A 25923-nucleotide genomic window follows, 5' to 3' on the forward strand; every position below is an offset into this window, starting at 1 on the left:
CCCGCCGACGCCCTCAGTCCGCGCCGGCGACCAGGTCGATCATCCGGTGCGCCACCGCCGCCGGAATGGCCGGGTTGGCGGCCGCGTTCTGGGCGGTGTCCGGGTCGCGGAGCAGGCCGATCAGGGTGGGCACGGGCAGTCGGGGGTTGCGGATGGCCGCCGCGCGGATCCGATGGGTGGCGGGGACGGGCAGTCCGCGGGTGCTGCGGAACTCCTCGAAGTCCCGGTCGGTGGAGGCGAGCAGGCGCAGCACGGTGGCGGGCGACAGGCGCGGGTCTGACGCGGCCCGGAAGCGCACCCCTTCGTCGGGGTCGTCGGCGAGGCGCTCGGCGAGGTCGGCGGTCGCGTCGGGGGCGTACAGGGCGAGTCGGCGCCGCATGGGGTCCGGATCGTCCCCGAGGCCGCTGAGCCCGTCGAAGGGGAAGTCGGGGCGGTTCAGGACCGGCCACGGGTGCGGCCAGCCGAACGCGGCGTCCAGCAGCATGTCCACGGGGGCACGCTCGTTGTGGCCGGCGAGGGTGGAGCGTACGGAACTCTCGGGGTCGCGGGCCAGGCGATCCAGGACGTCCGGCGGCAGTCGGCGGGCGCGCGCGACGGAACGACGGATGGCGATGCTCGCGGAGGACGCAAGGCGTCGCATCGCGTCGGGGTCGTCGTGGAGGTCCTCGACCCACAGCACCCTCGGGTGGGGATGGTTGGCCGGCAGGCCGGCGGTGACCTCGGCGCGGATCGTCTCGGTGGCATCGGGCCGGACCGCGACCTCCGCCCGCACGCGGTCGTCGCTGTCCCGGGCCAGGGCAGCGACCAGGTCGGCCTCCAGCCACGCGTTCTCGGCGAGGGTGGCGCGCAGCCCGTACTCGGGGTACCGGAGGAGGTGCCGTGCCAGGCCGGGGTCGAGGTGCTGCTCGCGGGCCGCGAGCCACTGCTCCGTCGTCCCGAGGGCGTCGTACTCCTCCAGCGCCATCGGCCGGTCGAGGCCCGCCCGCTTCTGCGCGGCCTCCCGGACCTGCGGTACGGCGTCGCTCTCCAGCGCGGAGCGCCGCTCGGCGTCCAGGTGCGGCCAGGCCTCGCGGCAGGCAGCGGTACGGACCTCGGGGTCGGGGTCGGCGGCGAGGGCTGCGGCCACGTGTCCGGGCAGGCCCCGGAACCAGAGGGCCCGCAGCCGGACCTGCGGGTCCGGGTCGCCGGCCCAGCCTTCGAAGTCGGCCTCTGACGGGCGGGGGCAGTGCCAGGCGGCCATCGCCCGGATGCGCCGGCGGTACACGCCCTCGGGCTCACTGGCGATCAGCCGGACCCACTGGTCGAGGCTCATGCCGCGCTGGTGCTCCGCCATGCGCATGCGCACCCGGCGGTGGGGGTGGGCGATGCCGGCCTCGACGGCCTCCACCGGGAGCTTCTCCATCTCCAGGCCGGTCACCAAACCGAGCAACCGCACCAGCACGTCGCCCGGCTGGCCGTGGCTCAGGCCGGAGGGCCAGGCCGACCGGATCCCTGGCAGCGCGGCCACCGCCTCGATCCCCACGAACAGGTCCTGCCACTCATCGGGTACCCCGCCACCACGCATCGCCATTCGAACACCGTAGCGGCCGCCTGTCCGACGATCGGTCACCGCGTACGCCGGGCGCACACCGTAAGGACGGGTACCGCACTCGTCCGCCCTGTGCGCCTCCAGGCCGCCAAGTGACCCGTGACCGCGGCGGGGACGGTCGGGCATGCTGGTCGGCAACGGTGTGGACCGAGGGCGAAGGGGTTGTTCGGAGTGCCGATCGGAATAACGGTGAGCGCTCCCGTCCACGCAAATCACGGAAAGCTGGTACGGCACCGCCACAACCGGATGACCGGAACGATCGCGGGTCAACTGGTCGAGCGTGAACGCGACACCGGCCGCCTGGTCTCGCACCGCGTCTTCGTCCGCCCGGTGGGCGGCGGGATCGAGTGGGAGGCGGCTCCCGGAGACCTCGAACTCGTCGACGAGCCGCAGCCCGACGCTCCCGGGCAGGCTGTGCGCCGCCCGCGCTGACCCGCCGCTCGACGCGCCCGCCGGCCGGCGAACCGAGCCGGATACCTTCCGGGCGAGCCCGGAGCCCGGCCGTGAACACTGGGTGACGGCGGGTCAGACCGGAACGTCCGCCTGCCGGCGGGTCAGCCGCCAGATCTGGTCCTCGCCGGTCTCGGCGGGGGCGAGGCGCTCGACCGGGCGGCGCAGGTGTTCGGTGAAGCCGAGGCGGGCCGGGATCGCGCCGCTGGCGTGGTTGGCGGCGTCGTGCACGACCTCGACGTACTCGACGCCGGGGAGGCGGAAGGCCTGGTCGACCAGGGCGCGGGCGGCCCGGGTGGCCACGCCGCGGCCGGTGGCCGCCGGGTGCAGCCAGTAGCCGATCTCGCGGCCGCCGGCGGGCGTGTCGGCGTGCCGGAACAGCTGGCAGGCTCCGACGATCGCCCCGTCCAGGACGATCGCCCAGGTGCACTCGTCGCCGCTCGCCCAGCGTTCCGCGCGGCCGGCCAGGAACTCGGCGGTCGTGGCCGGGCTGTGGTCGGCGACCCACGCCATCCACGGGCGCAGGTGGTCCAGCGACTCGTCGATGACGCGGACGAGCTCGGCGAGGTCCGCCTCCGCGTCGAAGGGGCGCAGGGTCAGGTCGTCCAGCTCGATCACTCGCTGTGGGAGGTCCATCCCAGGAGGATCGTGGGCGCCTACCTCCACCGGCAACCGGATTTCGAACGCCGCCAGCCGCACGAAAAGAGACCGGGCCCGGTACGTCTCACGCGTACCGGACCCGGCCTTCAGTAGCGGGGACAGGATTTGAACCTGCGACCTCTGGGTTATGAGCCCAGCGAGCTACCGAGCTGCTCCACCCCGCGTCGGTGAACCAGACTCTACGGTACGCCGGGCACTTCGCGCGAATCCGTTTCCCGAGAGCGGCCCACGGCGGCCCCGAGGCGGGCGGCCAGCGCGGCGACCGCCTCGCGCAGCTCCGTCCCGCCCTGGACGTGGAAGGGGTACGGCACCGCCGCCAGCCACTCCCCCGCGTACATGACCGGGTTGCGGGTGCTGCCGACGAGTACGCAGTGCTCTCCGGCGTCCCCGGCCGCCTCCAGCCGTCCCATCGGTGGCCCGACCCACGGGGCGACCTGCGCCATCGGCGCCTCGAACAGCACCCGCACGGGATGGGCCCACCCGGCGCCCAGGTTCTCCTCCAGCAGGGCGACCGGGTCGAGGTCGTCCGGCATCCGGAACCCGGTGGCGGTCTCCTCGGCCGCCAGCACCCGGTCGATCCGGTAGGTGCGGACGGCGTCCGCGCGGTGGGAGTGGCAGAGCAGGTACCAGCGGGCCCGGCGGACGACGACCGCCCACGGGTCCACCTCGGCCTGCCAGCGGTTGCCGGCCCCGCTCCGGTAGGTGATCGCCACCCGTCGGCGGGCGGCGATCGCGTCCACCAGGGCGCTGGTGACGGCGGGATCCGGGTAGGCGGCGCCCGGGTCCGGCGCGGCGGCGGCGTGCTCGCGCAGGGCGGCCGCCTGCCGCCCGACCTCCTCGGGCAGTGCCTGGACGACCTTGCCGAGGGCGGAGCCGACCAGGTCGCCGGGCTCGGTGGCGGCGGGCCTGCCGTCGAGGACGGCCATGACCAGGCCGATCGCCTCGCCCTGGGTGAAGGCCACCGGGGGCAGCCGGGTGCCGCGCCGCAGCCGGTAGCCGCCGTACGGGCCGCTCACCGAATCCACGGGGATGCCGGCCTCGCGGAGGATCGCGACGTAGCGGCGGGCGGCGCGATCGGTCACGCCGAGCCGCTCCGCCAGTTGCTCGGCGGTCGTGCCCGGCCGGGTCCGCAGGATCTCGAGGGCGCGCAGCGCGCGGGCGGTGGGGCTCGTTCCGGTCGACACCCCGCAGAGCGTAGACGGCCCGCCCGACAACCAGGAAGCAGATCGTCCGCAACCGCTCCTAGCATGGGAACACCCCGGCCGGGCGCGTACCGGAACGCCTCTCCGGACGCGTGTTCTGCCACCGCTCCCCTCGACTCCCCTCGACCCGAAAAGGGACCTCACTGTGGACATCCTGCTCATCGGCGGCCTCTGGCTGGACGGCACCGCCTGGCACGCCGTCACTCCCGCCCTCGAGGCGCTCGGGCACCGCGCGCGGCCGCTGACCCTCCCCGGCCAGGGTGACGGGCGTACCTCGGCCACCCTCGACGAGCAGCTCGCGGCCGTTGTCGCCGCCGTCGACGCCTCGGCCGAAAAGCCCCTGCTGGTGGCTCACTCGGCCGCCTGCACCCTCGGCTGGCTGGCCGCCGACGCACGCCCCGACGCGGTGGCCGGGCTGGTGCTGATCGGCGGCTTCCCGCATGCGGACGGGCAGGCGTACGCCGACTTCTTCGAGATCCGCGACGGCGTGATGCCGTTCCCCGGCTGGGGCCCGTTCGCCGGTCCGGACAGCGCCGACCTCGACGAGGAACTGCGCAGCCGGATCGCCGCCGACGCGATCCCCGTACCCGAGCAGGTGGCCCGCGGCACGGTCCGCCTGACGGACCCTCGCCGCTACGGCGTCCCCGTCACCGTGGTCTGCCCCGAGTTCACCCCGGAGCAGGCCCGCGCCTGGATCGCCGCCGGCGACGCCCCCGAACTCGCCCGGGCCGAGCACGTCGACTTCGTCGACCTCGACTCCGGCCACTGGCCGATGTTCTCCGCCCCCGCCGAACTCGCCCGCGTCCTCACCGCGGCGGCCTCCCGGGCCTGACCGCCTTCCGCCGTCCGCCCTCAGCCCTCCGCCCGAACGGGGACCTCGACCATGAGCCTCACCGTCCGCCCCCTGTCCGCCTCGACCTGGGACGCCTTCGCCGAACTCGTCGAACGCAACAACGGCATCTTCGGCGGCTGCTGGTGCATCGGCTACCACCCCGAACGCGGCCGGCCCGGCATCGACCACCGCACCGTCAAGGAGCAGCGCGTCCGCACCGGCCGGGCGCACGCCGCGCTCGTCCTCGACGAGGACGGCGCCGCCCAGGGCTGGTGCCAGTACGGCCCGCCCGACGAACTCCCCGCCATCAAGCACCGCCGCGCGTACGACCAGGACGCGCCCCCGCTCCCGGACTGGCGGATCACCTGCCTGTACGTCGACCGCCGCCACCGCCACCAGGGCATCGCCCGCACCGCCCTGGAAGGCGCCCTCGACCTGATCGCCCACGCCGGCGGCGGCCTGGTCGAGGCGATCTCCGAAACCACCCTCGGCCGCCGGGCCCAGAGCGGCTTCCTCTTCAGCGGCACGGTCGAGCTGTTCGAGGAGCACGGCTTCACCCGCGTCCGCCAGATCGGCAAGCACGCCTGGATCGTCAGCAGGCAGGTGGCCCCGGCCTGAGGATGCGCCCGACCATGCACTCCGGCAACGATCGACCTCCCGAACCGCTGTTCACTCCGGCAGGTACCGACGCCTGCGGCGGGCGTTGCGCTGCGGGCGGCGCGTAGCATCGCCGGGTCCACCTCGACCCAGCCACCGGCTCCGCCGCCCATCGGGCGGATCTGGTCGCGCGCCTGCGGGCGCTCGGTGCGACGCCCGTCGACGTGGGCCAGGGCGATACGTGCCGTGGACGGTCCTCGCCGACCCCAACACTCCGGACTACCAGTTCTGGAGTGACCCCCGGTGCCGACCGCCACCCTTACCCGTGACCAGCGGAATTCGTCCCCCTCTCCGGAGGACATGACTACTGGCAGCCTGCCCGGCACGGAGGGCACCGTCTTTACCGGGACACTGCGAGGCGTCCGAGCAATCCGGTTGTCCAAGGAACACGGCGGGGTCGGCCATGGGCCGAGAGCGCGGCGGCAAGACGGGCAGCGCCAAGGGACAACACGTCGTCCGGACCGTGTTCAAGTGGACCCCGAGCGTCATTACCAGGCTGCTGCGGAGTGAGACGCTGCTCGGCCGGAAGCTGCACCGGGGCAAGCCGGTCCGGGACGCGCGGGCAACCCGATCACGGCGACGGAACAGCCGATCATGACCCGCGAGGAGTTCGACCGGATCGGGGCGTTGCTGGACTCCCGCAGCATCAACAACGGGGACCGGCACGACGACACTGCAAGTGTGGAGAAAACCTGATTCACCCTCTCCAACGTCACCCCATCACCACCCGGGAATTCGTCCCCCTCTTCTACTGGCGACCCCGAAAGACAAGGGTCTCTGCCATCGACAGACAGAGGAGCACCGGTGAGCACCGTCAGCCGATACCAGTACACCCACGATGACCGGAAACCAAGCGGCTCCGTCTCCGCGCCGACGAGTTCCAGCTCAGCGCCACCATGGAGCGGCTCGCCGATATGAAGCGCAACCGTCCCGACCAGTACGACCAGATGGGCGCGATCGCGCATCTGTCGCTCGGCCACTACGAGGCGGCCAAGGCTGCTGCGAAGCAGCTCGGCCGCAACGTTTCCGCCCCGGCCGATCGTGAGGCCTGAAAATGAGCACCGACGTTTCCAAGGCCGCTGACACGGTCGCCAAGCTGCGCGCCCAGGCCGACAAGTTCGCGGCTCCGCTCGCCGAAGCCGAGGCAGCCTTGGCAGTTGCGCAGGACACCCAGCAGGCTCGTTGCGCCGAGCGCGCGGCCGAGCATGACCAGGAGTTCCTCACGACGTGGTCGACACAGGCCGCTGACCGGTCTGCCCGCGGCAACGAGTTGCACACCGAGTTCCTTGAACTCCTCTCCGCCGAGCAATGGCTCCGCGCTTACGTCGCGCACCGCGCCGAGCGATACAAGCGCGAGAAGGTCATCATCGCTGCGCAGAACGCGCAGGCCTCGGCGTCCCGCGGACTGTTCCCGAACAGCGCTGGTACGACCTGCGCATCATCGAGGTCATCACCAGCGCTGTTGACCACGCCGCTGCCGCGATTGGTGCCGCCCTTGCGGAGGAACTTGAGTCCAAGCGGAACGCCTACATTGAAGCGGCGGACTGACATGACGCTGGACGCGCTCGACCCCGGCCCGGACGGGACCTATCCGCACTTCCCCGCGACGCACAGGGGCGGCCGGTATGGTCGGACTCCCCAACTGGCCTGCCGGTGCTCAACGGTGGAGCGCCGATGCCGCGCGGAATCCAGCCGATGCGCGACCCGGGGAATCCCGGCCGACTGCTGGCTGTGGACGTGACACCTCGGCTACCAGATGGCAGCCCAATTGAGCCACCGGTGATTCAGCCAGAGCCCTAAGGCCGAAGCTTCACAGGTCCCTCGTATCGGCAACTCAGTAGAGTCGCTGATACGAGGGAGCTAAAGGGCCGCGCGCGGTGGCGCCGAGCGGGGCTCCGCGGTCTGCGGGCTGTGCGGCGAGACCTTCCCCGCCGAGCTGGTCGACGTGGACCACCGGACCCCGCTCGCCCTCGGCGGCGAGGACACCGACGAGAACGCGTGGCTACTCTGCCGCCCGTGCCACAGGGCGAAGACCCGACGCGACTTCGACCGCCGGCGTCCGCCGTCATGACGTGCTTGGGTGTCAGTTGCCGTTTACGTCGATGAAATTGATCGGGTCGTTCTTGCTGAAGGTGTACTGGTTGAAGCTGGAAGGCATGAGGTCGTCCAACTCCAGGGGCTGGAACCGCGCGGCAGGATTGCCGGACGCATCCACTACGGCGAGCGCAGCGGGAATCACGCTTCCGCCGCTGACGACGATCACGGGCCCGCCGTCGCGGTACTCGATCGACAGTGTGCCGATGTCCTCCGGGGCGACCTTGTCCGCCGGGATCAGCACGGGCTCGGTCGTCTCGGGCGTGTACTGAACCGGGGCCGGTCCCTTTGAGTTGGGCGTGGTCTCGGACATGGCTGTCTCCTGTGCGGGTCGGGGGGTGAGGTGTGCTGACGCGGACGGGAGCATTCACCGTTCTCCCGCCCGCGTCACAGATCGAGGAAGCGTGGGGCTTTCAACGTTGCCTGGGGGAATCATCTCGCGGAATCTCGAACAGTGCGGGAGGTCCCATCTGGTACTTCGTGACTCGCGTACTCGACCCATCAACCACAGTGAGCCCCGCCGGGATGGCTGTCCCGCCGCTGACAACGATCACGGGCTGACCGTCGCGGTACTCGATCGACAGTGTACCGATGTCCTCGGGCTTGACCTGGTCAGCTGGGAGAAGTGTCGCGTCGGCGATCTCGGGCGTGACGACGGTCGACGGGATCTCTCCCAAGCCGGTTGCCTCGGGCTCAATCTGCGCCGGCCCCGTGCTCCGTCCGGCCGTATCCATGTAGAGATTGAACGTGAAATCGTCCTGCTCGGCCGACCCAACTTTCATGTAGTCCGCAAGAAGTCCCGACGCCGCCCCTGAGACAACTACACCGGCAGCGATTAGACGGGCCGTCGCCACGGGTGTCCCAGACGTGTTGTCAACTGCGAGTTCCGCCGGAACGTACGTTCCGGCACTGACCACAAGGTGGGGTTGATTGTCCACGTAGCGCAGGCTGAGCGCGCCGATGTCCTCGGGGTTGACCTGGTCCGCCGGGATGAGCGCGGATTCGGTCACGACAGTCTTGTAGGCCGCTACAAGGTTTCCCGCCCCGTCAACGACCGGCAGCCACGTCGGAACGTACTGCCCGACGCCAGCGACGATGGCAGGCAGGTTGTACCGGTAGGTCAACGCCAACCGCGCTACCTCTGCGGGATTGACCTGATCGGCCGGAATGCGTTCCAGCTCACCAGTCTGTTCGAGGTCATTGCCCCCGACTCCCTCAAAACGCCTGTACGTCTCTTCGGGCGAAAACTCGGGGTCTCGCAGGTCCACGATTTCCAGCGCGAGGGTGCGTGAGTCGTGAGGGTCCTCCAGCTTCGCCGGAATGTACTTCCCGCTGCTGACGACGATCAAGGGCTGACCGTTGTCGTAGCGCAGGCTGAGCGTGGCCACGTCCTCGGGGTTGACCTCGGCGGGAGAGGTGAATTCGAGGCCAGTCACCTTGGCGGCCTTGAGGCCAGCGTGCACCGTCACCCACTTGGCTTCGGGCGTGTCCTGGACCGGGGCCGGTCCCTTTGAGTTGGGCCTGACAGCCGCCGTCTTCATCGCCACGGCAATGATGTCTCCGTCGTTGGCTCCGGTCTGGAAGTTCGAGATTGCGGAGTTCCACCGCTCGTCAGACATGCCTGTCTCCTCACTGGCCGGCTCGCTGCCGACGCGGCGTGGATCTTCCCATGACGGAGCGTCATCAAACCGTTACCCCTGGGCAGATCGGGACCGGCGAGACCGTCGGTCCTGAGCCCAAGGGAGGCGGGCACCCCCTTGCCCTCCCCGCCTGGCGCGGCAGGGAGGGAAAGGACTCTCGCCGCAGGTAGAGCCGTTTGCGCGGAGCGTGACAGATCAAGAGAAGGGGGCAGGGCGGGGCCTTTCTGCATTTGGGGAGATCGATCCGGCGCCAACGCAAAGCGCAGGCGCTCACCGTCTCAGCGCGGGGCCGCCGGGAGGTGAGCGGCCGAACGCTTGGCCGCATCACGCGCGCGGAATCCGAAGCTGATGAGGATCATGCGTTCTCCGGCACCGAGGGGAGTCCTTCCGTGCGGGGTGATCGCCCCATCGAATACAACGCACTCGCCGGCTGCGAGATCGCACGCACGGTAGCCGTCAGCGCCGATGAAGACGGTAGTGCTCACACTGGGAGCTGCGGCGGGACGCTCGTGCTTGAGACACAGGATCAGATTGGCCTCACCGAACCCGAACTCGTCCACGTGGAAGTCGAGGAACTGCCTCTCCTCCAGATAGGCGATGAGGAGCTGCCGACATGCGTCACCTTGTCGCCCGTGCCCTACGGGCCGCCCTGCGCCTGGTCCTGCCGGCTCGGGGCCAGCACCGCCGACCCCGCCCCCTGGTCGTAATCTTCGGCCCCACCGAGCCTGTACAGCTCGCAGTGCCGAAGCGGGTCATCTGCGCCCCGACTCGGCCGGTTCCGGCGCACGTGCTCGCCCGCACGATGCCGCTGCCTCCGGCCGCTCGGCTGGTCCCGCTCTGGTTGGAACAGTGGGAGCGCACCCCCGAGGCGCAGCTGCACGCCGAGCGGGCCCGACGGGCCGAGGCGGCATGGCCTCGGTGGCAGAAGACGTACCACGGGGAGATGATCCGCCGGAAGGATCGTGCGGAGAACCAGGAACAGGCTCGCGGGTCCGGCGGGTGGCCCTGTTCGCAACGGCGTATGACCTGCCCGACCCAGCCGTGTGCTGGGCAGAGCTGACCGACGACGCGCCTGCCCTCGCCGGGGCGGTGGCGTGATGGGGCGGCCCTTCATGAAGGAACTCGCCGATGGCACCCGCCGGGGCAACACGAAGGGCCTGCGGCAGTGCGAGCGGGACGGGTGGCAGATCCTCGCCGGAGCCTGATACGCGGTCCGCTACGACCCCCGTACGCCGAACGACTGTCGACCGTGGACCGTGGACCGACGGGCTTACCCGGTTCTGGTCGCGTGACTGCTGGGCAGTGCCGCACCACCGCACCGCGAATTGGTACTCTCTCGCCCCGTCCGGGACCGACCCGGACGGGGCACTCTCGGCCCTGTCGTAGAACCGCTAGTTCCGTGTCTCCGGAGACCCCGAGGGCCACGAGTTCTCTGTCCTCGCCCCGTCCTGACGCACAGCCGGAGGTGCCGCTACTGCTCGATCCGCAGGGCCCACCGCACGCCCGCGGACGCCTCGACGCTGACGCCGACGTCCTGGCGGGAGTCGAGGCGATGGACGTTGTGGAACGGGGTGACGGCCCCGGTCGGGCACGGGACGGTCGCGGTGGACACCGGATCGAGGTGGACGACGACCTCGCCGCCGGTGCAGACCAGGGTGAAAGCGAGGTCACCGGGCTGGGCGGTGACCGTCCCGACCGTGGCGCCGGCCTCGCGGAGCGGGGCGAGCAGCAGGGTCCGCCGCCCCGGCTCGGCGGGCGGCACGTCGGGGATCGGTGGCGGCGCGGCGGCGGACGGCTGCGCGGCGACGGCAGCGGAGGGGGGCGGCGCGGGCGCGGCCGGCGCCGGTGACGGCCCGTCCCCGGCCGAGCAGCCGGAGAGGAGCAGGACCGTGGCCGCGCCGAAGGCCGGCACCACCCGTGCGCGATTCATCCCGAGCCCCCCGTGATCTCGCTGCGTCCAGTTGACCGGTTCCCCAAGGGCGGGTCAAGACCGTCGACTGCCATACGACAATCAGCTCATGACGTTTCTGCAGGACAAGGTGGAGCGGAACGACCTGCTCAGACTCACCGTCACGGGGAAGCCGGCCCCGCAGCACTTCACCGCGCTCGTCGAAGAGGTGTACTCGTCCCGGGTCTTCGACGGCAGGGCGGGGTCCGAGATCCGCTTCGTCGGCAAGCCGGCCCACTGGGGCCAGCGTCCGCTGGAGGTCGGCGGGCGGGCGCTCGTCTTCGTCAGCCGGATCTCCGGCCGCTGGTACGAGGACGCCTGGGAGGGTGACCTGCCGATCGAGGAGATCGACGGCGTCGAGTACGCACTGCACCGGGTCGCCCACGAGCGGGTCCTCGGTTTCGAGGGGCTGCCCGAGGCGCTCAGGCGGAGCTGCCGGCCGCATCCGACCCTGCCGATCACGACCTGCTTCGACCTCGCTGCGCTGGAGGCCCATCTGAACCGGCTGATCGACCAGGTCCACCCGAAGCAGGGCGGCCCGCGCACCGTTCGGGACCTGATGGGACGACTGATCGGACCGCGGAACACATGACCAGCGCACCCGGCCGGGTCCTCGTCGTGGATCCGGCACTCGGCGAGGACGCCCTGACGGAACTCGCCGCGCTCGACGCCCTCGGGCTGACGCCGACGGTGAACCTCCGGCGGGTGGCCGACGCCGCCCTGCGCGACCGGATCGCGGCCGCGTGGGAGACCGTCGACTTCGACGGGTTCTCCGAGCCGGAGCTGGCCCGGCGGTTGGAGGACGGCGGTCGCGGCTTCCAGGCGCTCAAGTGCCGGGCGGGAATCCCGCTGACCCGCACGGTGCTGGAGCGCGCCACCGCCGACGGCCTCCGGCGGCGCCTGCGGCTGGTCGGACGGGCCGCGGCGGGCTCGGACACCTTCGACCACGCGGCGGCCCGCCGCCTCGGGGTGGCGATCCGCACCACGCCGGGGGCCAACGCCGGCGCGGTGGCCGAGCTGACCGTCGCGCTGATGCTGGACGCGCTGCGCGGGGTATCCCGACGCGACACCGCGCTGCGCGCCGGCAGTTGGGACGCGGCGGTGGCGGATCTGCCCGCACCCGGCCTGGCGGAGGCGCGGGTGGGGCTGGTGGGGTCCGGGGCGGTGGCCCGGCGGGTGGCCGAGCTGGTGGGCGCGTTCGGCGCCGAGGTGTGGGTCTTCGGGTCGCCGCGGTTCACCCGGGAGCGGGCGGCCGGTTGGCCGGGACGTCGGGCGGGGTCGCTGGACGAGCTGCTGGCGGGCTGTGACGTGGTGTCGGTCCACGTACCGGCCACTGCCGAGACGGAGGGCCTGATCGGGACGCGGGAACTGCGGCTGATGCGGCCGGGGTCGGTCCTGGTGAACACGGCCCGGGCGAGCGTGGTCGGCGAGGCCGCCCTCGACCGGGCGCTGCGGGATCCGGCGTCCGGACCGTGGCGGGCGGCCGTGGACGTCTTCGACGCGGAGGGCGCCGGATTCTCCTCGCTGCTGGCGGACAATCCGCACTGCACCCTCTCCCCGCACGTCGCCGGCATGACCCGGTCCGCGATGCGGGCGGCGTCGCGTCGGCTCCTCGCGGAGTTCGCCCAATTCACGGCGGAGATCGGGACGGACGGCTGACCTCTGGCCCTTGACCCCCGTGGGGGCCGGGGCGGCCGTCCCGGGTAGATTTCCTTCCCGAGGACTGCGCCGCCCGGGATCCGACGGTCGGCGCATGGCCCTGCCGCGTCGACCACGCGGGCGTTGCTGCCGCCACGGGCGGACAGCGGAGGCCGTTCCCGCTTCCCCGCCCCTCCCTGTCCGCGTACCCGCGTGTCCCCGTGTCCGCGCGCCCGCGGCCGGGCCGATCCGTCGCGCCCGACGTCCTCCGGAGTTCCACGATCAGCACCGACCGGGCCGCCCGCCCACGCACCGCCCTCCACCTCCTGACCGGCCGCGCCCCGGCCCCGCCGTCCGCCGGATCCCTGCTGCACGCCGCCGGCGTCTCCAGCGCGATGCTGCTGCTCCTGGTCTCGGCGGGCGCCCTGCTGCACCGCCCCGCCCTGATCCCGCCGCTGGCGGCGAGCGCGGCCCTGATCCACGGCAGTCCGACCATGCCGCTGGCGCAGCCCCGCAGCGTGGTCGGCGGGCACCTGGTGGCCGCGGCCACCGGCTACGCGGTCCTCACCGTGCTCGGCGGCTCGATGTGGGCGGCCGCCCTGGCGGGCGGACTGGCCCTGGCGGTCATGATGGTCACCCGCACCCCGCACTCGCCGGGCGCGGCCACCGCCGTCATCGTCGTCCTCCAGGCGCCGCGGCCCGTGCCGTTCCTGCTCACCCTCGCGGCCGCGACCGTCCTGCTCGTGCTGGCCGGCACCGCGACCTCGCGGGCCAGGCGCACCGCGCCCTGCTATCCCGCGTACTGGTGGTAGTCGGCTGGTGGTCGGCGCTCCCCGCGCCCTCAGCCGAAGTCGGGGATCGGGTGGTCGGGGGCGAGGGCGGCGGCGATCCGCTGGGTGATGATGTGCGCGGTGTGGCCGTCCGGGGCGTTGCGGCCCTTGGTGGTGGAGACGGCGATCGCCAGGTGTTCGCACGGCAGGTACGCCTGGGCGGCGGAGTAGCCGAAGAACAGCGGGTGCTGGGCGATCCAGTCGTTCACCACCAGCACGCCCATCCCGTAGTGCGTGGCCTCGGTCTGCGCGATGCACACCGTCTGCGGGCATTTGGCGGTCGGTGTGCCGAGGCCCACCGTCCCGGGGTTCAGCAGCTCCTGGTACGAGGCCGGGGAGAGCAGTTCGCCCGAGCCGATGCCGACCGCCGAGCGGGCGAGGTCGCAGATGTCGGTGGTCTCCACCGCGCCGGGGGCGGTGGTCCACGAGGGGTTCCAGAAGGTGGACTCCTCGTAGGTGCCGCGCTCGGCGGTGAAGGCGTGCAGGACGGGGGTCGGGATGTCGGGTGTGTAGCTGTTGGCGGTCTCGGTCAGGCCGAGCGGGCCGAGGACCTTCTGCTGGAGCAGCACGTCGAGCCGGGTCCCGGTGATCTTCTCGATGGCGGCGCCGAGCAGGACGAAGTTGGCGTGCGAGTAGTTCCAGTTGGTGCCGGGGTCGTACCAGCGGTCCTGCCGGGTCGAGATGGCGACCAGTTCCTCGGCCGACCACTGCCGGAACGGGTCCGCGTACACCGACTCGCCGAAGCCGGGGCTGGTGACGTAGTCGGCCAGGCCAGTGGTGGAGTCGCCGAGCATCCGCAGGGTGATGCCCTCGGAGTTCGGCAGGTCGGGCAGCCAGCGCGACACCGGGGCGTCGAGGTCGACCGCGCCCTCGTCGACCAGCCGCAGCAGGAGCGTGCCCAGGTAGCTGATCGCGATGTTGCCGTTGCGGAAGTGCATCGCGGGCTCGGCCGGTACGCCCGTCATCGACTCGCCGAGCGCGCCCGTGACGACCTCCCGTCCGTCGACGGTGACCCGCAGGATCACCGACTTGAGGTCCATGTCCGTCTTCGCCTGCTCGGCGATCCGCATGATGTCGGCCGCCCGGCCGTGCGCGGGCAGCCGGGACGCGACGCACGGCCGTCGGTGGCTGTTGTCGTCGCCCGCGGCGGCGGCGGTCGTCACCGGGGCGACGAGGGCGACCAGGGCGGTGAACGCGGTCGCCGCGGCGAGGCGCGGCACGGAGGTCGAACGGACGGATCTCATGCCCGCAGTCTCGGCCGCAACCCTCCGCCCGCCTCGCGCTCGCACCCCCGACCCGCACGAAGATCACCCGTGAGGCCCGCAGTCGACGCCCTGCCGTCCGCCGACGTACGGAGGGTGACCACCGCGTGCGGCACCTCGCGGCGCCGACCGTACGGTCGCGGGGGCCGGGCGGTGTCCGATATGCGACTGCGGAGGCGGACGGGTCGGGGGCACCTGTACTGTGCTGGGACGAAGTGACGGCCGGGGGGCGGGCGGGCAGGGAATCGGCACGGGGGCGCGACCCGAAAGAGAGGGCCGACGTGGACCAGGATCGGGTGATCGCCGGCCGGTACCGCTTGCTGGACCGCATCGGCAGTGGCGGCATGGGCACCGTGTGGCGGGCCCGCGACGAGCTGCTCGGCCGCGACGTGGCGCTGAAGGAGCTGCGGGTCCGCCCGGAGCTGTCCCCGGCCGAGACGGCGACGGTGCTGGAGCGCACCCGCCGTGAGGCGCGCAGCGCGGCCCGGATCAACCAGCGCAACGTGGTGGTGGTCCACGACGTGGTCGAGGACGGGGGGCTGCCGTGCGTGGTCATGGAGTACGTCCCGTCCCGGACGCTCGGCGACGCCCTCGCCGAGTGCGGTCCGCTCTCCGCGGCCGAGACCGCGCGGCTGGGGTGCGAGGTGCTCGCCGGGCTGCGGGCGGCGCACGCGGCGGGGGTGCTGCACCGCGACGTGAAGCCGAGCAATGTCCTGCTCGGGCTGGACGGGCGGGTGGTGCTGACCGACTTCGGCATCGCCAGCACGGCGGACGACTCCACGCTGACCAGGACCGGCGAGCTGGTCGGGTCGGTCGACTACCTGGCGCCGGAGCTGATCCGGGGCGGCCGACCGAGCCCGGCCTCCGACCTGTGGGCCCTGGGCGCCACCCTCTACCAGGCGGTGGAGGGGACGCCGCCGTTCCGGCGGCCGACCGCGATCGAGACCGCGATGGCCGTCGCCTCGGATCCGCTCGAGCGGCCACTGCGCGCCGGGCCGCTCGCGCCGCTGATCGAAGCGCTGCTGGCGAAGGAGCCGTTCGAGCGTCCGTCGGCGGAGGCCGCCGGGCTGCTGCTCCGCGATGCCGCCGGGGAGCGTACGGCGGTGCTCCCGGTCGCGGACCTGGCCACGACCGTCGCGAGCCGCCCGACTGCGTACACGTCCACCGGAGCGTTTCCTCAGGTCGGGACCCTGGCCGACGCCGGCGGCGACGGACCTCTCGCGGTGGCCGGCGGGACGGCGCTGCTGCCGAGGCCCACCCCTTCCCCCGACCCCGTACCGGCTCCCGCCGCGGCGCCCGGGCGGCAGCGGACCGGCCGCCGGACTGCGGCCCGGCGGGCCGTCGTGGTGGCGGTGGTGCTGGCCGCCGCGATCGCCGGCCCGTCCGCCCTGGACCTCGGCCGCAAGCACGGCGGCGGTGAGGCGCAGACGCAGCAGCAGACGCCGACCGCGACCGGTTCCGCACCGGCCACGCCCCGCGAGGGCTACCGGTCGGTCCAGGAGAGCGGCCTCGGCGCCGCCTTCCTGGTCCCGGACGCGTGGATCCGCAAGCCGCTGGCCGACCCCGACCTGACCGGCGGCATCAACTACGTCGATGCCGCCGGCCAGGTCAGCCTGCGCCTGGGTCTCGTCGCTCCGGCCGACGCCCCGGCGCTGGAGCACTGGGAGGGCGACGAGGCCCGCTCGACGGCCGCGGGGAGGCTCCCCGGGTACCGCCGGTTGCGGATGGAGCGCACCACCTACCAGGGCCTGCCTGCGGCGGTGTGGGACTTCACGTTCACGGGCAAGACCCGCGAGTACCGCGTGTCCTGCCTGGCGGTCGAGCGGGGCGGCACCCTGTTCTCCGTCTACCTGTCGGCGCCGAGTGCGGACTGGGCCCGCAACAGGGCGGTCCTGGACGCCGTCCTCGACAGCCTCCGACTGTCGCAGGACGGGCCCGGGCCCGGTGCGGGGCCGGTCAGCGGAAGCGGTAGCGGATCCGGCCTCGGGTGAGGTCGTACGGGCTGAGCTCCACCAGGACCCGGTCCTGCGGGAGGATCTTGATGTAGTTCTTGCGGATCTTCCCGCTGATGTGGGCGAGCACGGTGTGCCCGTTCTGGAGCTCCACCTTGAAGGTGGCGTTGCGCAGGCACTCGACGACGAGGCCCTCGACTTCGATGCCCCCTGCTGTTTTGGTCATGGTCTCTCACTTCTCCGTTGGGTGGCGGTGTCGCCGGGGTGGGGATGGGGAATCGGGGATGGCGGCGGGGCCGGGCGTCAGCCGCGGACGTACTCCACGCTGCCACCGGCGGGCCGGGCGCCGGCGCCCTCGAACAGGGCGGCGGCCGCCGCGTTGGAGCGGTCGACCTCGGCGTAGGCCGAGGTCTTCCCGCGGTGGTGCAGTGCGTCGAGCGTGTGGGCGAGCAGGGCCCGGGCGACACCGCGGCGCTGCCAGTCGGCCCGGACGGCGACCAGTCCGATCCGCGGCTGCCGGGGCAGCTGCGCGACCCGGAGCAGCCCCACGTACTGGTCGCCGTGGCGGGCGACCGCGTACATCGACGGGTCGATCACGGTGTCCCCCGCCGGGCGGGGCCGGACCTCGGCCGGCATGGTGCACCAGCCGACGGTGGCCTCGACCTCGTCCCGGACGATGCGGTCGAGGGCGCGCAGCGGCCCCTCCTCGGCCTCGCCGGACGGCACGATCGTGATGCCGGACGGCGGCTGCACCGGGCCGGGCCCGGTGAGCTGCGGGTCGGTGCGCAGGAGGTAGTTCTGCTCTCTCCGGGCGACGGTGAAGCCGGCCTGTTCCCAGGCGGCGGCGGTGTCATGGTCGCTCTCGTCGACGACGGTGTACAGCGGGGTCGGCAGGTCTGCCAGCATCGCGTCGGCGATGGGGGCGAAGTGCGCGGCGTGCCACACGTCGACGCTGACGAACAGCCGTCCGTCGGGTCGGGGCGAGACGTCGCCGTGGCCGACCACCCGGTCGCCCTCGAGGGCGTGCCACTGGGTGTCGGAGAGCCGCGTGACGTGGACGGCGTGCTCGCCGGTGCCCGCGGCGGGATGCGAAGCGTTCATAGGTGTTGCCTCTCGGGAGTGCGTTCTCGAGGCGCTCCCGGCGACACCTTGGTCAGCCGCCTGCCGTGACGACAGAGGGGAGCACCCACACGGATACGGCCTTCATCGGGTGTCACCTCCTTGCGTTCTCTCACGGCTGCCCCGACGCTATCAGCCCCGTCGGCCCGGGCCCAACCGCTTTTTCCGGGAGCCGTCGACCGTGACATCTGATGGTCGGTCAAATGAACTGTACTGAACGGTAATTGAAGCCTGACGAGGCCGTTCCCCGGCGCTGTGCGGACTGCTACGCTCCGAGGCGGCTACCCAGCCGGATCCTTCTCCTTCGTGCCCTCGATGGGAGGTGAGGGAAACATGTTGAGCTTCTCCAGCCAGGTCGGCAGCACGGCGACCGGTGGTGCATTCGTCCAGGTCGCTCCGGGCGCCAGCACCACCTGCGGCGGCGGGAACTGCTGCTGCAGCTCGTGCTGCAGCTGGTAGTCCCCCGAGGTCGGGCGGGGTCGTGCGATCCCGCCCGACGCACCGGTTCCCAGGTACGACTGCTAGGCACTGCAAGGCCCCGTCGCGCACACCCTCGTCGAGCGAAAGGCCGAGATGTCACTGAAGGACTCGCAGGAAGCCGTCTCCGAATATCTGGGCCGCAACAGCCACGTCACCACGGTGGCGGCCTTCGGGCAGCAGCACACGTCCGTGTCGATGTACAGCGCGACGACGGTGGTGCGGGCCCCGGAGTCGGTGGTGCGTGGCCGGTGGAGCCAGGCCGTGCACGGCTTCGTCGGTGAGGAGCTGCTGCTCAACCACCGCCGCAGCGGACGGGACCTGGGGATGCAGTTGGGGGTGTCGCGGTTCTACGGCCATGACGCCGTGCTCTCCAGTGCGCACAGCGACCTCCAGGAGCGCCTTGACGGGGCGATCGCGCTGCCCTCGCACCGGCGGCTGCGCAGCGGCCTGACGGACACGGTCGCGAGCCGCCGCAGTGGCCGGGGCTTCTCGGGGAAGCCGGCGTCGCTGGAGGAGCTGGCGACGGTGCTGTGGCACGCGCAGGGGGTGTCGGGCAGCCTGCCGGTGCCGACCGCGCAGGACGGCGACGCGGCGGTGGCGCTGCGCAACGCGCCGTCGGGCGGCGGCCTGTACCCGGTGCGGCTGGCGGTGCTGGCGCAGCACGTGAAGGGTCTGGCCCCGGGCGCGTACGAGTACCAGCCGCACAGCCACACGCTCTTCCCGTACCGGCCGACCACGCAGCCGCTGGAGTTGAGCCGCCAGCTGTGGACGGCGGACGTGGAGCTCGACAAGGTGGCGTTCGCCCTGGTGTACGTCTACGACCTCTACGTCAACTCGCAGAAGTACGGGGACAGCGGGCTGGTGTTCGCGCTGATCGAGGTCGGCGGGATCTCGCAGAACGTGCACCTGGCCCGGACGGCGCTGGGCATGATCGGCTGCGACCAGGGCGGGTACGACAAGCAGACGCTGGAGCGGACGCTCGGCTGCGACGGCACGTCGCGCCACGTGGTCCATCTGACGCTCCTCGGACACGGAGAGGCCTGAGCCATGACCCTTGCACCCTCCGATGCGGGCGTCGTCCTGGCGACCTCGGTCCGGCTGCTGGCGGTGGAGCCGGGGGTGGTCCGGCTGCGCTGGGGCATCTGGAACTTCTCCGAGGTCAATGTCGACCTGCGGGCCGAGTCGCCCGCGGTCCGGGCGGCGATGACCGCCCTGTTCGAGACGCTGGCGGCGGGCAAGCCGGCCGACGGGACGTTCGCGGACGCCGCCGATCTGACGCCGGTCGAGCGGGCCAATCTGCAGCTGGCGGTCAACGAGCTGCGGCAGGCCGGGTTCCTGGCCTTCGACCGCGCCGCCGAGCGCGGCGGGGACATGGCCCGGGCGCTGCTCGGCAATCTGGACCTGTACGGCGCGGGCAGCTCGGCCGAGGCGACGGTCGCGTTCGCGGCCGACTCCCCCAGCGCCGCCGCATACGTGGCCGCCCAGGCGGAGAGCCTGGGCCTGCCGCTGGAGCTGCTGCCGGCGGACTTCCTGGACGGGCTGCGCGGCGCCGACCTGACCTCCGGGATGGGGGGTCTGGCGGCAGCGGACGCGCTGAAGCGCCTCGGCGCGGCGGTGGAACACTGCGACTCGCTGGTGGTGCACCTGGGGCAGGCCTCGATCCTGGCGCTGCGCAACCTCAACCGGCTGGCCTGCCACCTGGAGAAGCCGGTGGTGGTGGGCCTGGTGGACGGGCCGTTCGCCACCGTCGTGGGCGCGGACAGTCCCCGGACGGGCTGCCTGGAGTGCTTCGAGCAGCGTTCGCTGGCCCGGTTGGAGGACCACATCGGCTACCACGCCTTCGTGGGGGCCACCGCTTCGGCCGGCCCCGGCCGGGCGAACGGCGTGGAGTCGCTGATCTGCGCCCACCTGGTGAACGAGGCGGTGCTGCTGCGCTCGCTCGGCACCTCCCGCTTCCTCGGCCGGGCCCTGTCGATCTACCTGCCGACGTACGAGATCCAGGCGCAGGACGTGCTGCGGATCGGGACGTGTCCGGCCTGCGGCCACGTCGCCCGGGACATCGTCCGGGAGATCAACTTCAGCAGCCGGGTGGTCGTCGACCGGCACGTGCGCGAGGCGCTGGGAGGGGGCCGGTGAGCACCATCCCGATCGGCGGCCACCCGGGGATGGCCGACGCGCTCGCCCGGTACGGGCGGATCGGCGGCAACCAGGGCGGGATCCTGCCCGGCATGCTGGTGTCGGTCGCCGCGGTGGAGGGCGAGCCGTACCTGCGCTCGGCCACGGCGGCGATGCCGCAGTACCACCGCCTCGCGCTGGACGACCCGCACATGCAGATGCAGTACCACCTGGCGGGCTACGGCTCGACCAACGAGGAGGCGGTGACCCGGCTCACCGGCGAGTCGGTGGAGCGCTACGCGGCGATCATGGCGATGCCGCTGTTCGCGGACCGGATCGAGTACGCCTCCCACCGTTCGCTGTCCTCCCGGCACCGCTGCCTGCCGCTGGAGCTGCTGGGCATCTTCGACGCCGAACAGCAGCGGCAGATCGGCCGGATGATGCACCGGTACTCGCCGGAGCTGCCGACCGAGGACGACGTGATCGCATGGATCGCCTGCCCGTCGCTCACCCGTCCCGGGGAGGAGGTGTACCTGCCGGCGCAGCTGGTCTTCCTCGGCTTCCGCAGCAACCCGACCGCGGCCGACAAGATGTTCACCCCGTCCTTCTCGACCGGGACGGCGGCCCACGTGTCGCTCGACAGGGCGCTGCTCGGCGCGCTCGTCGAGGCCGTGCAGATCGACGCCTTCGTCCTCAACTGGTACACCGGCGCCAAGGCGCCGCTGATCGACCTGGACGGGGACGGCCGCGAGCTGCTCGCGGCGGCCGGGCTGGCCCCGGACGGGCCGTACGAGGTGCGGGCCAGCCTGCTGACCCGGCCGGAGCTGCCGCTGCCGAACATCGGGGTGACCCTGGTGCGCCGGGACGGGAAGCTGCCGTACATCGCCTTCGGGCTGCAGGCCGATCCGGATCCGCGGCGGGCGCTGCTGCGCGGCGCGGCCGAGGCGACCGCGATCCTCGGGATCGGCATGTTCAGCACGGTCTTCGACCTGCCCAACGTGCACTTCGCGCAAGCCGGTTCGGCCTACACCGACCTGGACACCAATGTGCTGTGGTTCGCCGCGCCCGGGGAGGCGGAGCGCAAGCTCGCCGCGGTGGAGAGCCGGATCGACGGGCGGGTCGGCTTCGCCGGGCTGCCGGGCTACGCCGACGACGACACCGCGGCGATCCGCCGGCTGCTGGCCGACCTCGCGGGCGTCAGCGAGTACGCGGGCTACCTGGACTTCACGCCGCCGGAGCTGGCCGACACCCCGTGGCGGGTGGTCCGGGCGGTCGTCCCGGAGCTGCTGAGCATGTGCCTGCCCGGGTTCCCGCCGAAGGGCCATCCCCGGATGCTCGGTCATGGGGGTGTGACCCATGTGGTCCCACACCCGCTCCCTTGAGCTGCTGGTCCTGGTCGCCACCGTCGCGCCCGCCGAACTGGTCCGCGTCGCCACCGCGTTCGGGCCGGCGGCGCGGCCGGGCGCGGACCGCGGACGGGCCGCCCGGCTGGGGCTGATCGGCGCCCCCGCCGCGTACCTCGCGGTGACCGCGCTGGCAGTCGCCGTCGCGGCGGACGGCGGGTTCGCCCCGGCGGCGCTGACCGGCTGGCGGGCCGGCGCGCCCTGGCTGGTGGCCGCCGCCGTGGTCGGCGCGGCGCTGGTCGGCGCGGAGTTCGCGGTCGGCGCGGTGCCCCGCCTGCTGGACGGCACGGGACGGCTGCGCCTCGCGGTGCACCGCGGCGGCGGTCCGGCCGGCGGCGGGTACGCGGCCGCCATCCTGGTGACCGCGGTCGCCGAGGAGCTGCTGTACCGGGGCCTGTGGATCGGCGTGCTGCACGAGCGGCTGCGACTGCCGGTGGGCGTCGCGGTCGCGGCCGCCGCGGTGGCGTACGCGGTGGGCCACCTGTTCTTCGGCGGTCTCGCGGTGGTGCAGAAGACGCTGTCGGGGGTGGTCTTCGGGCTGCTCCTGGTGGTGTCGGGCAGCCTGGCGGTGCCGCTGGTGGCGCACCTGGCGCAGAACGCGGCGGTCTTCGCGCTGGCGGTCCGTCAGGGCCGCGGCGAGCGGGCGGCCGGTGGAGGAGTGAGCGGCGGACGGGAGGCGGCCGGATGAGCGTGCCCGCCTTCGCCGCGCTCGCCACCGCCGTGGTCGCCGGGTGGCTCGCGCTGTACCGGCTGCCGTTCAACGACCCGGCGCGCCGGCGGCGCACCGCGCTGTGGCTGGCGGGCCGGACCGGCCTGCGCCCGGAGCCGGCCTTCGCGGTGTTCGGCACGGTGGTCTACCTGGTCCTGGGCACGCTGGCGCTGGCCGCCCTGCTCGCGGCCACGCCCCTCACCCTGAGCGGGCTGTTCGGCGTTCCGGCACCCGGGATGCTGCTCGCCCTGCTGCTGGCGGTCTTCGGCACCTCCAGCGCCAACATCCTCTGCGTGTCGCTGCTCTACCGGGCCGACCCGCGGGTGGACGTCCCCGGCGAGATCGCGCGCATCCAGTGGATCGCCTCGATTCTCGCGCTGCCCCGGCACTACCGGTGGATCGTCCCGGCCGTCGCGGCCCTGTTCGAGGAGGTGCTGTTCCGCGGCGCCGTCCTGCTGGGGCTCGGGGCGCTGGGCAGCGGCCTCTTCCTCGCCCTCGCCATCAGCACCTGCCTGTTCGCGGCCGGCCAGGTCGCCCTGGTCTCCACCCGGGTCCAGGCGTACGTGCTCGGCACCTCCAGCCTCACCCTCGGCGTGGTCGGCGGCCTGCTGACCGCGGCCACCGGCAGCGTGCTGCCCGCCCTGGTGCTGCACATGTCCTTCGCCGGCTTCTACACCAACCTCAGCGCCTCCGCGTCCCCCGGAGCGCGCCCGGCCACCGGGAGGCTCAGCCTGTGACTGCCAACCAGCCGTCCGCCGAACCGGCACCGTCGCCGGGGCCGTCGCCGTCGCCGTCGCGGCCCGAGGCGGTGGTGCGGGTCGAGGGGCTGACCGTCGCGTACGGGGAGTTCGTCGCGGTGCGCGAGGTCTCGTTCCGGATCGCCCCCGGCGAGGTGTTCGGACTGGTCGGTCCGAACGGCGCCGGGAAGACCTCCGTGGTCGAGGCGGTCGGCGGCCTGCGGCCGGTCCGCGGCGGCACGGTCGCCGTCTGCGGCCACGACCCCCGCCGGGACCGCGACGCGGTCACCCGCCTGATCGGCATGCAGCTGCAGGAGTCCCAATTCCCCAGCCGCGCCCGGGTCGGCGAGCTGTGCGACCTGTACGAGGCGATCTACCGGGCGCCCGGCGCCTCGGCCGCGCTGCTGGACTCCTTCGGCCTCGCCGACCGCCGCCGCAGCATGATCGCCGAACTCTCCGGCGGCATGCGCCAGCGACTCGCGCTGGCCCTCGCCCAGATCGGCGACGTCCGCCTGGTCGTCCTCGACGAGCTCACCACCGGCCTCGACCCGCACCAGCGCCGGGAGACCTGGCGCTCGGTGCTCGACCTGGCCGCGCGCGGCGTCGCGATGCTGCTCACCTCGCACGCGATGGACGAGGTCGAGGCGCTGTGCGGCCGGGTGGCCGTGCTGCGCGCCGGGGAGATCGTCGCGCTCGACACACCGGCCCGGCTGACCGCGGCGCACGCCGGTCCGTCCACCTTCACGGTCGACCTCGGAGCCTCGGACGGTCTCTCGCCCGGCGTCGAGGAACGACTCGACGGCCTCGGGCTGACCCGGCTGCCGGGCTCGCCGGATACGCCCCGTCTGGTGGAGTTCACCGGGAGCTTCCCCGCCGACTACGACCGCATCGTGCGCCTGCTCGCGGACGCCGGACTCCCCCCGTCGGCGGTGGGCCGCCGCACCCCCACCTTCGAGGACGCCTATCTGCGGCTGGTCGGCGACGCCGCCGGGAACAAGGGGGCCTGAGATGGCGACACTGTGGCCGATCCTCCGGTTCGAGTGGCGGCGGATGATGCGCAACTTCGCACCCGTCTTCTTCGCCCTCGCCTTCCCGGTGCTGATGCTCTGCATGTTCGGCGGGATCTACGGCAACAAGCCGTCGCAGCAGTTCGACGGCCGCGGCACGGTCGACATGTCGGTGCCCGCCTACCTGGTGCTGGTGGTCTCCGTCACCGGGCTGATGAGCTTTCCGCTCGGCCTCGCCGAGTACCGCGACCGCAAGGTGCTCAAGCGCTTCCGGGCGACACCGGTGGACGCCTCGGCGTTCCTGGTCGCCCAGGGCCTGGTCAACATCGCACTCAGCCTGCTCGGCGCACTGCTGCTGGTCGCCGCCGGGTGCCTGTTCTTCGACCTGCACCTGCCGCCGTCCGGGGCGGCGACCGCCGCCACAGCCGGGGCGCTGGTCCTCGCCACCCTGGCGATGTACGCCCTGGGCGGCGTGGTGGCGGCCGTCGCCCGGTCCGAGCGGGCCGCGGTGGCCGTCGCCAACCTGGTCTACTTCCCGATGATCTTCCTCTCGGGGGCGACCGTCCCGCTGCAGATCTTCCCCTCAGCGATGAAGCGGATCAGCGACGCCCTGCCCGCGACCTACGCGGTCGAACTGCTCCAGCACGCCTGGCTGGACGGCTCCGCCGACGTCGCCCTCGACCTCTCGGTCCTCGCCGGGGTGGTCGTGCTCGGCACGGCCGCCGCCGTCCGGCTGTTCCGCTGGGAGTGACCGTGCCCGCCGACCACGTCCCCGCCACCGCCTTCCTCACCGCCCTCGCCCGGGCCCGGGCGACCGGCGCACCGGACGGCGGGCTGCGGGACCCGTACGCCGAGCGCTTCGCCCGCCTCTGCCCGGAGCCCGTCCGCCGCATCACCCGCAACACCGCCGGGACGCCGGTCGTCGTCGCCCGCACGCTGGCCGTCGACCGGCTGCTCACCGACCTGCTGGCGGACGGGACCTGGGAGGTGTGCGTCAACCTCGGCGCCGGATTCGACGCCCGCACCCACCGCCTCGACTGGCCGGCCGGCTGCCGGGTGGTCGAGATCGACTGCGCCCCCGTCCTCGACCTCAAGGACCGCCTGCTGCCCGCCGCGGACGCAGCCGTCCCGGTCGAACGGCTGCGCTGCGACCTCCGCGACCTCTCCGCCCTCGCCCGACTGCTGCGACCTCGGACGGTCGGTCGGCGCACCCTCGTGCTGGCCGAAGGGCTGCTCACCTACCTCACGGAGCCTCAGGTCCGCGCGCTCGCCGGTGAGATCGCCGAGGCGGTCGGCGCGGGTGGCGCCTGGATCTGCGACGTCCTCTCCCCCGCCTCCGCCCGCACCCTCACCGCCGCCGCCCGCGCCACCGGCACCGAGCTGGCCATGCACGGCCTCGCCGACCTCACCGCCTTCGAGGCCGCCGGCTGGCACTGCGAACGCCTCTACCTCCTGCCCACCGCCCAACGCAGCCCCACCACGCGCGAGTTGCCCGACAGCGTCCTCCAGCTGCGGCAAGCGATCAACCACTGAGGGGCGCGAGGAACTGCGCGACCGACCACCAGCTCACGTAGGGCGATGGCAGGTCGCGCAGTTCCTC

Annotated in this window: 27 protein-coding genes, 1 tRNA gene and 1 pseudogene; 19 read left to right on the forward strand and 10 right to left on the reverse strand. The window is 72.8% G+C overall.

All coding sequences use genetic code 11. From position 1 onward, the window contains the following. Positions 1 to 13: 13 nt before the first annotated feature. Complete coding sequence (locus FHR36_RS20995; protein WP_253799702.1) at positions 14 to 1570, reverse strand: PE-PGRS family protein; 1557 nt, start codon at positions 1568 to 1570, stop codon at positions 14 to 16. A gap of 264 nt (positions 1571 to 1834) precedes the next feature. Here FHR36_RS20995 and FHR36_RS21000 point away from each other — a divergent pair, with 264 nt between their 5' ends. After that, positions 1835 to 2020: a hypothetical protein gene (locus tag FHR36_RS21000; RefSeq protein WP_253799703.1), complete on the forward strand. Its 186-nt coding sequence runs from the start codon at positions 1835 to 1837 to the stop codon at positions 2018 to 2020. Between the two features lie 93 nt (positions 2021 to 2113). Here FHR36_RS21000 and FHR36_RS21005 read toward each other — a convergent pair whose 3' ends face one another. From FHR36_RS21005 to FHR36_RS21015, 3 genes are all read right to left on the reverse strand, one after another. Next, the gene (locus FHR36_RS21005) at positions 2114 to 2674 is read right to left on the reverse strand and encodes a GNAT family N-acetyltransferase (RefSeq protein ID WP_253799704.1); all 561 of its coding nucleotides are present in this window, start codon (positions 2672 to 2674) and stop codon (positions 2114 to 2116) included. A 114-nt stretch (positions 2675 to 2788) separates the two neighbouring features. Further along, positions 2789 to 2862, reverse strand: a tRNA-Met gene (locus FHR36_RS21010). A 15-nt stretch (positions 2863 to 2877) separates the two neighbouring features. Then, positions 2878 to 3882: a helix-turn-helix transcriptional regulator gene (locus FHR36_RS21015; RefSeq protein ID WP_253799705.1), complete on the reverse strand. Its 1005-nt coding sequence runs from the start codon at positions 3880 to 3882 to the stop codon at positions 2878 to 2880. A 163-nt stretch (positions 3883 to 4045) separates the two neighbouring features. Between FHR36_RS21015 and FHR36_RS21020 the strand changes: the two genes are divergently transcribed. From FHR36_RS21020 to FHR36_RS21050, 6 genes and pseudogenes are all read left to right on the forward strand, one after another. Next, on the forward strand, positions 4046 to 4732 hold the full coding sequence (locus FHR36_RS21020) for an alpha/beta fold hydrolase (RefSeq protein ID WP_253799706.1): 687 nt from the start codon (positions 4046 to 4048) through the stop codon (positions 4730 to 4732). Between the two features lie 51 nt (positions 4733 to 4783). Beyond that, complete coding sequence (locus FHR36_RS21025) at positions 4784 to 5350, forward strand: GNAT family N-acetyltransferase (protein ID WP_253799707.1); 567 nt, start codon at positions 4784 to 4786, stop codon at positions 5348 to 5350. A gap of 113 nt (positions 5351 to 5463) precedes the next feature. Continuing rightward, positions 5464 to 5612 (forward strand): annotated as a pseudogene (locus FHR36_RS21030) (VOC family protein); the annotation flags it as partial. Positions 5613 to 6285: 673 nt separating this feature from the next. Then, complete coding sequence (locus FHR36_RS21040) at positions 6286 to 6441, forward strand: hypothetical protein (RefSeq protein WP_253799708.1); 156 nt, start codon at positions 6286 to 6288, stop codon at positions 6439 to 6441. Between the two features lie 2 nt (positions 6442 to 6443). Then, positions 6444 to 7130: a hypothetical protein gene (locus FHR36_RS21045; protein ID WP_253799709.1), complete on the forward strand. Its 687-nt coding sequence runs from the start codon at positions 6444 to 6446 to the stop codon at positions 7128 to 7130. A 168-nt stretch (positions 7131 to 7298) separates the two neighbouring features. Next, a complete protein-coding gene (locus tag FHR36_RS21050; RefSeq protein ID WP_301330570.1) occupies positions 7299 to 7460 on the forward strand; it encodes an HNH endonuclease in 162 nt (53 codons plus the stop codon). Between the two features lie 12 nt (positions 7461 to 7472). On the opposite strand, the gene FHR36_RS21055 is transcribed toward FHR36_RS21050, so the two are convergent. The 3 genes from FHR36_RS21055 to FHR36_RS21065 all read right to left on the reverse strand — a co-directional run bounded on the left by FHR36_RS21055 (position 7473) and on the right by FHR36_RS21065 (position 11053). Beyond that, positions 7473 to 7796, reverse strand: coding sequence for a hypothetical protein (locus tag FHR36_RS21055; RefSeq protein WP_253799711.1), 324 nt, complete (start codon positions 7794 to 7796; stop codon positions 7473 to 7475). A 100-nt stretch (positions 7797 to 7896) separates the two neighbouring features. Further along, complete coding sequence (locus FHR36_RS21060; RefSeq protein ID WP_253799712.1) at positions 7897 to 9102, reverse strand: hypothetical protein; 1206 nt, start codon at positions 9100 to 9102, stop codon at positions 7897 to 7899. Positions 9103 to 10594: 1492 nt separating this feature from the next. Then, complete coding sequence (locus FHR36_RS21065) at positions 10595 to 11053, reverse strand: hypothetical protein (protein WP_253799713.1); 459 nt, start codon at positions 11051 to 11053, stop codon at positions 10595 to 10597. 88 nt (positions 11054 to 11141) lie between these two features. Between FHR36_RS21065 and FHR36_RS21070 the strand changes: the two genes are divergently transcribed. The 3 genes from FHR36_RS21070 (at position 11142) to FHR36_RS21080 (ending at position 13521) form a co-directional block, all read left to right on the forward strand. Next, on the forward strand, positions 11142 to 11663 hold the full coding sequence (locus FHR36_RS21070) for a hypothetical protein (protein ID WP_253799714.1): 522 nt from the start codon (positions 11142 to 11144) through the stop codon (positions 11661 to 11663). Further along, the gene (locus FHR36_RS21075; protein ID WP_253799715.1) at positions 11660 to 12730 is read left to right on the forward strand and encodes an NAD(P)-dependent oxidoreductase; all 1071 of its coding nucleotides are present in this window, start codon (positions 11660 to 11662) and stop codon (positions 12728 to 12730) included. Before FHR36_RS21070 ends, FHR36_RS21075 begins: the two co-directional genes overlap by 4 nt. 200 nt (positions 12731 to 12930) lie before the next feature. Continuing rightward, the gene (locus tag FHR36_RS21080) at positions 12931 to 13521 is read left to right on the forward strand and encodes an HPP family protein (RefSeq protein ID WP_308199613.1); all 591 of its coding nucleotides are present in this window, start codon (positions 12931 to 12933) and stop codon (positions 13519 to 13521) included. A 29-nt stretch (positions 13522 to 13550) separates the two neighbouring features. Here the strand turns inward: FHR36_RS21080 and FHR36_RS21085 are convergent, their stop codons facing one another. Next, positions 13551 to 14783, reverse strand: coding sequence for a serine hydrolase domain-containing protein (locus FHR36_RS21085; RefSeq protein ID WP_253799716.1), 1233 nt, complete (start codon positions 14781 to 14783; stop codon positions 13551 to 13553). A gap of 299 nt (positions 14784 to 15082) precedes the next feature. Between FHR36_RS21085 and FHR36_RS21090 the strand changes: the two genes are divergently transcribed. Then, complete coding sequence (locus FHR36_RS21090) at positions 15083 to 16792, forward strand: serine/threonine-protein kinase (RefSeq protein WP_253799717.1); 1710 nt, start codon at positions 15083 to 15085, stop codon at positions 16790 to 16792. Here the strand turns inward: FHR36_RS21090 and infA are convergent. Both infA and FHR36_RS21100 read right to left on the reverse strand, forming a co-directional pair. After that, positions 16758 to 16979 (reverse strand): translation initiation factor IF-1, encoded by a 222-nt coding sequence (gene infA / locus FHR36_RS21095; protein WP_253799718.1) that lies wholly within the window; start codon positions 16977 to 16979, stop codon positions 16758 to 16760. The genes FHR36_RS21090 and infA overlap by 35 nt on opposite strands. Positions 16980 to 17056: 77 nt before the next feature. Next, positions 17057 to 17854, reverse strand: a complete 798-nt coding sequence (locus FHR36_RS21100) for a GNAT family N-acetyltransferase (protein WP_253799719.1) — start codon at positions 17852 to 17854, stop codon at positions 17057 to 17059. 591 nt (positions 17855 to 18445) lie between these two features. Between FHR36_RS21100 and FHR36_RS21105 the strand changes: the two genes are divergently transcribed. Genes FHR36_RS21105 through FHR36_RS21140 form a run of 8 tightly spaced genes read left to right on the forward strand, consistent with a single transcriptional unit; the run spans position 18446 to position 25856 of the window. Continuing rightward, positions 18446 to 19396 (forward strand): SagB/ThcOx family dehydrogenase, encoded by a 951-nt coding sequence (locus FHR36_RS21105; RefSeq protein ID WP_253799720.1) that lies wholly within the window; start codon positions 18446 to 18448, stop codon positions 19394 to 19396. 3 nt (positions 19397 to 19399) lie between these two features. Further along, on the forward strand, positions 19400 to 20488 hold the full coding sequence (locus tag FHR36_RS21110; RefSeq protein WP_253799721.1) for a hypothetical protein: 1089 nt from the start codon (positions 19400 to 19402) through the stop codon (positions 20486 to 20488). Beyond that, positions 20485 to 21849 (forward strand): YcaO-like family protein, encoded by a 1365-nt coding sequence (locus tag FHR36_RS21115; RefSeq protein ID WP_253799722.1) that lies wholly within the window; start codon positions 20485 to 20487, stop codon positions 21847 to 21849. Before FHR36_RS21110 ends, FHR36_RS21115 begins: the two co-directional genes overlap by 4 nt. Further along, positions 21824 to 22558 (forward strand): CPBP family intramembrane glutamic endopeptidase, encoded by a 735-nt coding sequence (locus tag FHR36_RS21120; RefSeq protein ID WP_253799723.1) that lies wholly within the window; start codon positions 21824 to 21826, stop codon positions 22556 to 22558. Before FHR36_RS21115 ends, FHR36_RS21120 begins: the two co-directional genes overlap by 26 nt. Further along, a complete protein-coding gene (locus FHR36_RS21125; protein WP_253799724.1) occupies positions 22555 to 23316 on the forward strand; it encodes a CPBP family glutamic-type intramembrane protease in 762 nt (253 codons plus the stop codon). The genes FHR36_RS21120 and FHR36_RS21125 overlap by 4 nt, the downstream gene beginning before the upstream one ends. After that, positions 23313 to 24323: an ABC transporter ATP-binding protein gene (locus FHR36_RS21130; protein WP_253799725.1), complete on the forward strand. Its 1011-nt coding sequence runs from the start codon at positions 23313 to 23315 to the stop codon at positions 24321 to 24323. The genes FHR36_RS21125 and FHR36_RS21130 overlap by 4 nt, the downstream gene beginning before the upstream one ends. A 1-nt stretch (position 24324) precedes the next feature. Further along, on the forward strand, positions 24325 to 25074 hold the full coding sequence (locus FHR36_RS21135; RefSeq protein WP_253799726.1) for an ABC transporter permease: 750 nt from the start codon (positions 24325 to 24327) through the stop codon (positions 25072 to 25074). Between the two features lie 2 nt (positions 25075 to 25076). Then, on the forward strand, positions 25077 to 25856 hold the full coding sequence (locus FHR36_RS21140; RefSeq protein WP_253799727.1) for a class I SAM-dependent methyltransferase: 780 nt from the start codon (positions 25077 to 25079) through the stop codon (positions 25854 to 25856). Positions 25857 to 25923: the final 67 nt, after the last annotated feature.

Origin of the sequence: Kitasatospora cinereorecta (assembly GCF_024172095.1) — a bacterium.
Taxonomy (GTDB): Bacteria; Actinomycetota; Actinomycetes; order Streptomycetales; family Streptomycetaceae; genus Kitasatospora; species Kitasatospora cinereorecta.

Coding starts and splice junctions, on each gene's coding strand:
- FHR36_RS20995 (WP_253799702.1), bottom strand. CDS start 1,570: ATGGCGATGCGTGGTGGCGGGGTACCCGATGAGTGGCAGGACCTGTTC.
- FHR36_RS21000 (WP_253799703.1), top strand. CDS start 1,835: ATGACCGGAACGATCGCGGGTCAACTGGTCGAGCGTGAACGCGACACC.
- FHR36_RS21005 (WP_253799704.1), bottom strand. CDS start 2,674: ATGGACCTCCCACAGCGAGTGATCGAGCTGGACGACCTGACCCTGCGC.
- FHR36_RS21025 (WP_253799707.1), top strand. CDS start 4,784: ATGAGCCTCACCGTCCGCCCCCTGTCCGCCTCGACCTGGGACGCCTTC.
- FHR36_RS21040 (WP_253799708.1), top strand. CDS start 6,286: ATGGAGCGGCTCGCCGATATGAAGCGCAACCGTCCCGACCAGTACGAC.
- FHR36_RS21045 (WP_253799709.1), top strand. CDS start 6,444: ATGAGCACCGACGTTTCCAAGGCCGCTGACACGGTCGCCAAGCTGCGC.
- FHR36_RS21055 (WP_253799711.1), bottom strand. CDS start 7,796: ATGTCCGAGACCACGCCCAACTCAAAGGGACCGGCCCCGGTTCAGTAC.
- FHR36_RS21060 (WP_253799712.1), bottom strand. CDS start 9,102: ATGTCTGACGAGCGGTGGAACTCCGCAATCTCGAACTTCCAGACCGGA.
- FHR36_RS21065 (WP_253799713.1), bottom strand. CDS start 11,053: ATGAATCGCGCACGGGTGGTGCCGGCCTTCGGCGCGGCCACGGTCCTG.
- FHR36_RS21070 (WP_253799714.1), top strand. CDS start 11,142: ATGACGTTTCTGCAGGACAAGGTGGAGCGGAACGACCTGCTCAGACTC.
- FHR36_RS21075 (WP_253799715.1), top strand. CDS start 11,660: ATGACCAGCGCACCCGGCCGGGTCCTCGTCGTGGATCCGGCACTCGGC.
- FHR36_RS21085 (WP_253799716.1), bottom strand. CDS start 14,783: ATGAGATCCGTCCGTTCGACCTCCGTGCCGCGCCTCGCCGCGGCGACC.
- infA (WP_253799718.1), bottom strand. CDS start 16,979: ATGACCAAAACAGCAGGGGGCATCGAAGTCGAGGGCCTCGTCGTCGAG.
- FHR36_RS21100 (WP_253799719.1), bottom strand. CDS start 17,854: ATGAACGCTTCGCATCCCGCCGCGGGCACCGGCGAGCACGCCGTCCAC.
- FHR36_RS21105 (WP_253799720.1), top strand. CDS start 18,446: ATGTCACTGAAGGACTCGCAGGAAGCCGTCTCCGAATATCTGGGCCGC.
- FHR36_RS21110 (WP_253799721.1), top strand. CDS start 19,400: ATGACCCTTGCACCCTCCGATGCGGGCGTCGTCCTGGCGACCTCGGTC.
- FHR36_RS21120 (WP_253799723.1), top strand. CDS start 21,824: ATGTGGTCCCACACCCGCTCCCTTGAGCTGCTGGTCCTGGTCGCCACC.
- FHR36_RS21125 (WP_253799724.1), top strand. CDS start 22,555: ATGAGCGTGCCCGCCTTCGCCGCGCTCGCCACCGCCGTGGTCGCCGGG.
- FHR36_RS21135 (WP_253799726.1), top strand. CDS start 24,325: ATGGCGACACTGTGGCCGATCCTCCGGTTCGAGTGGCGGCGGATGATG.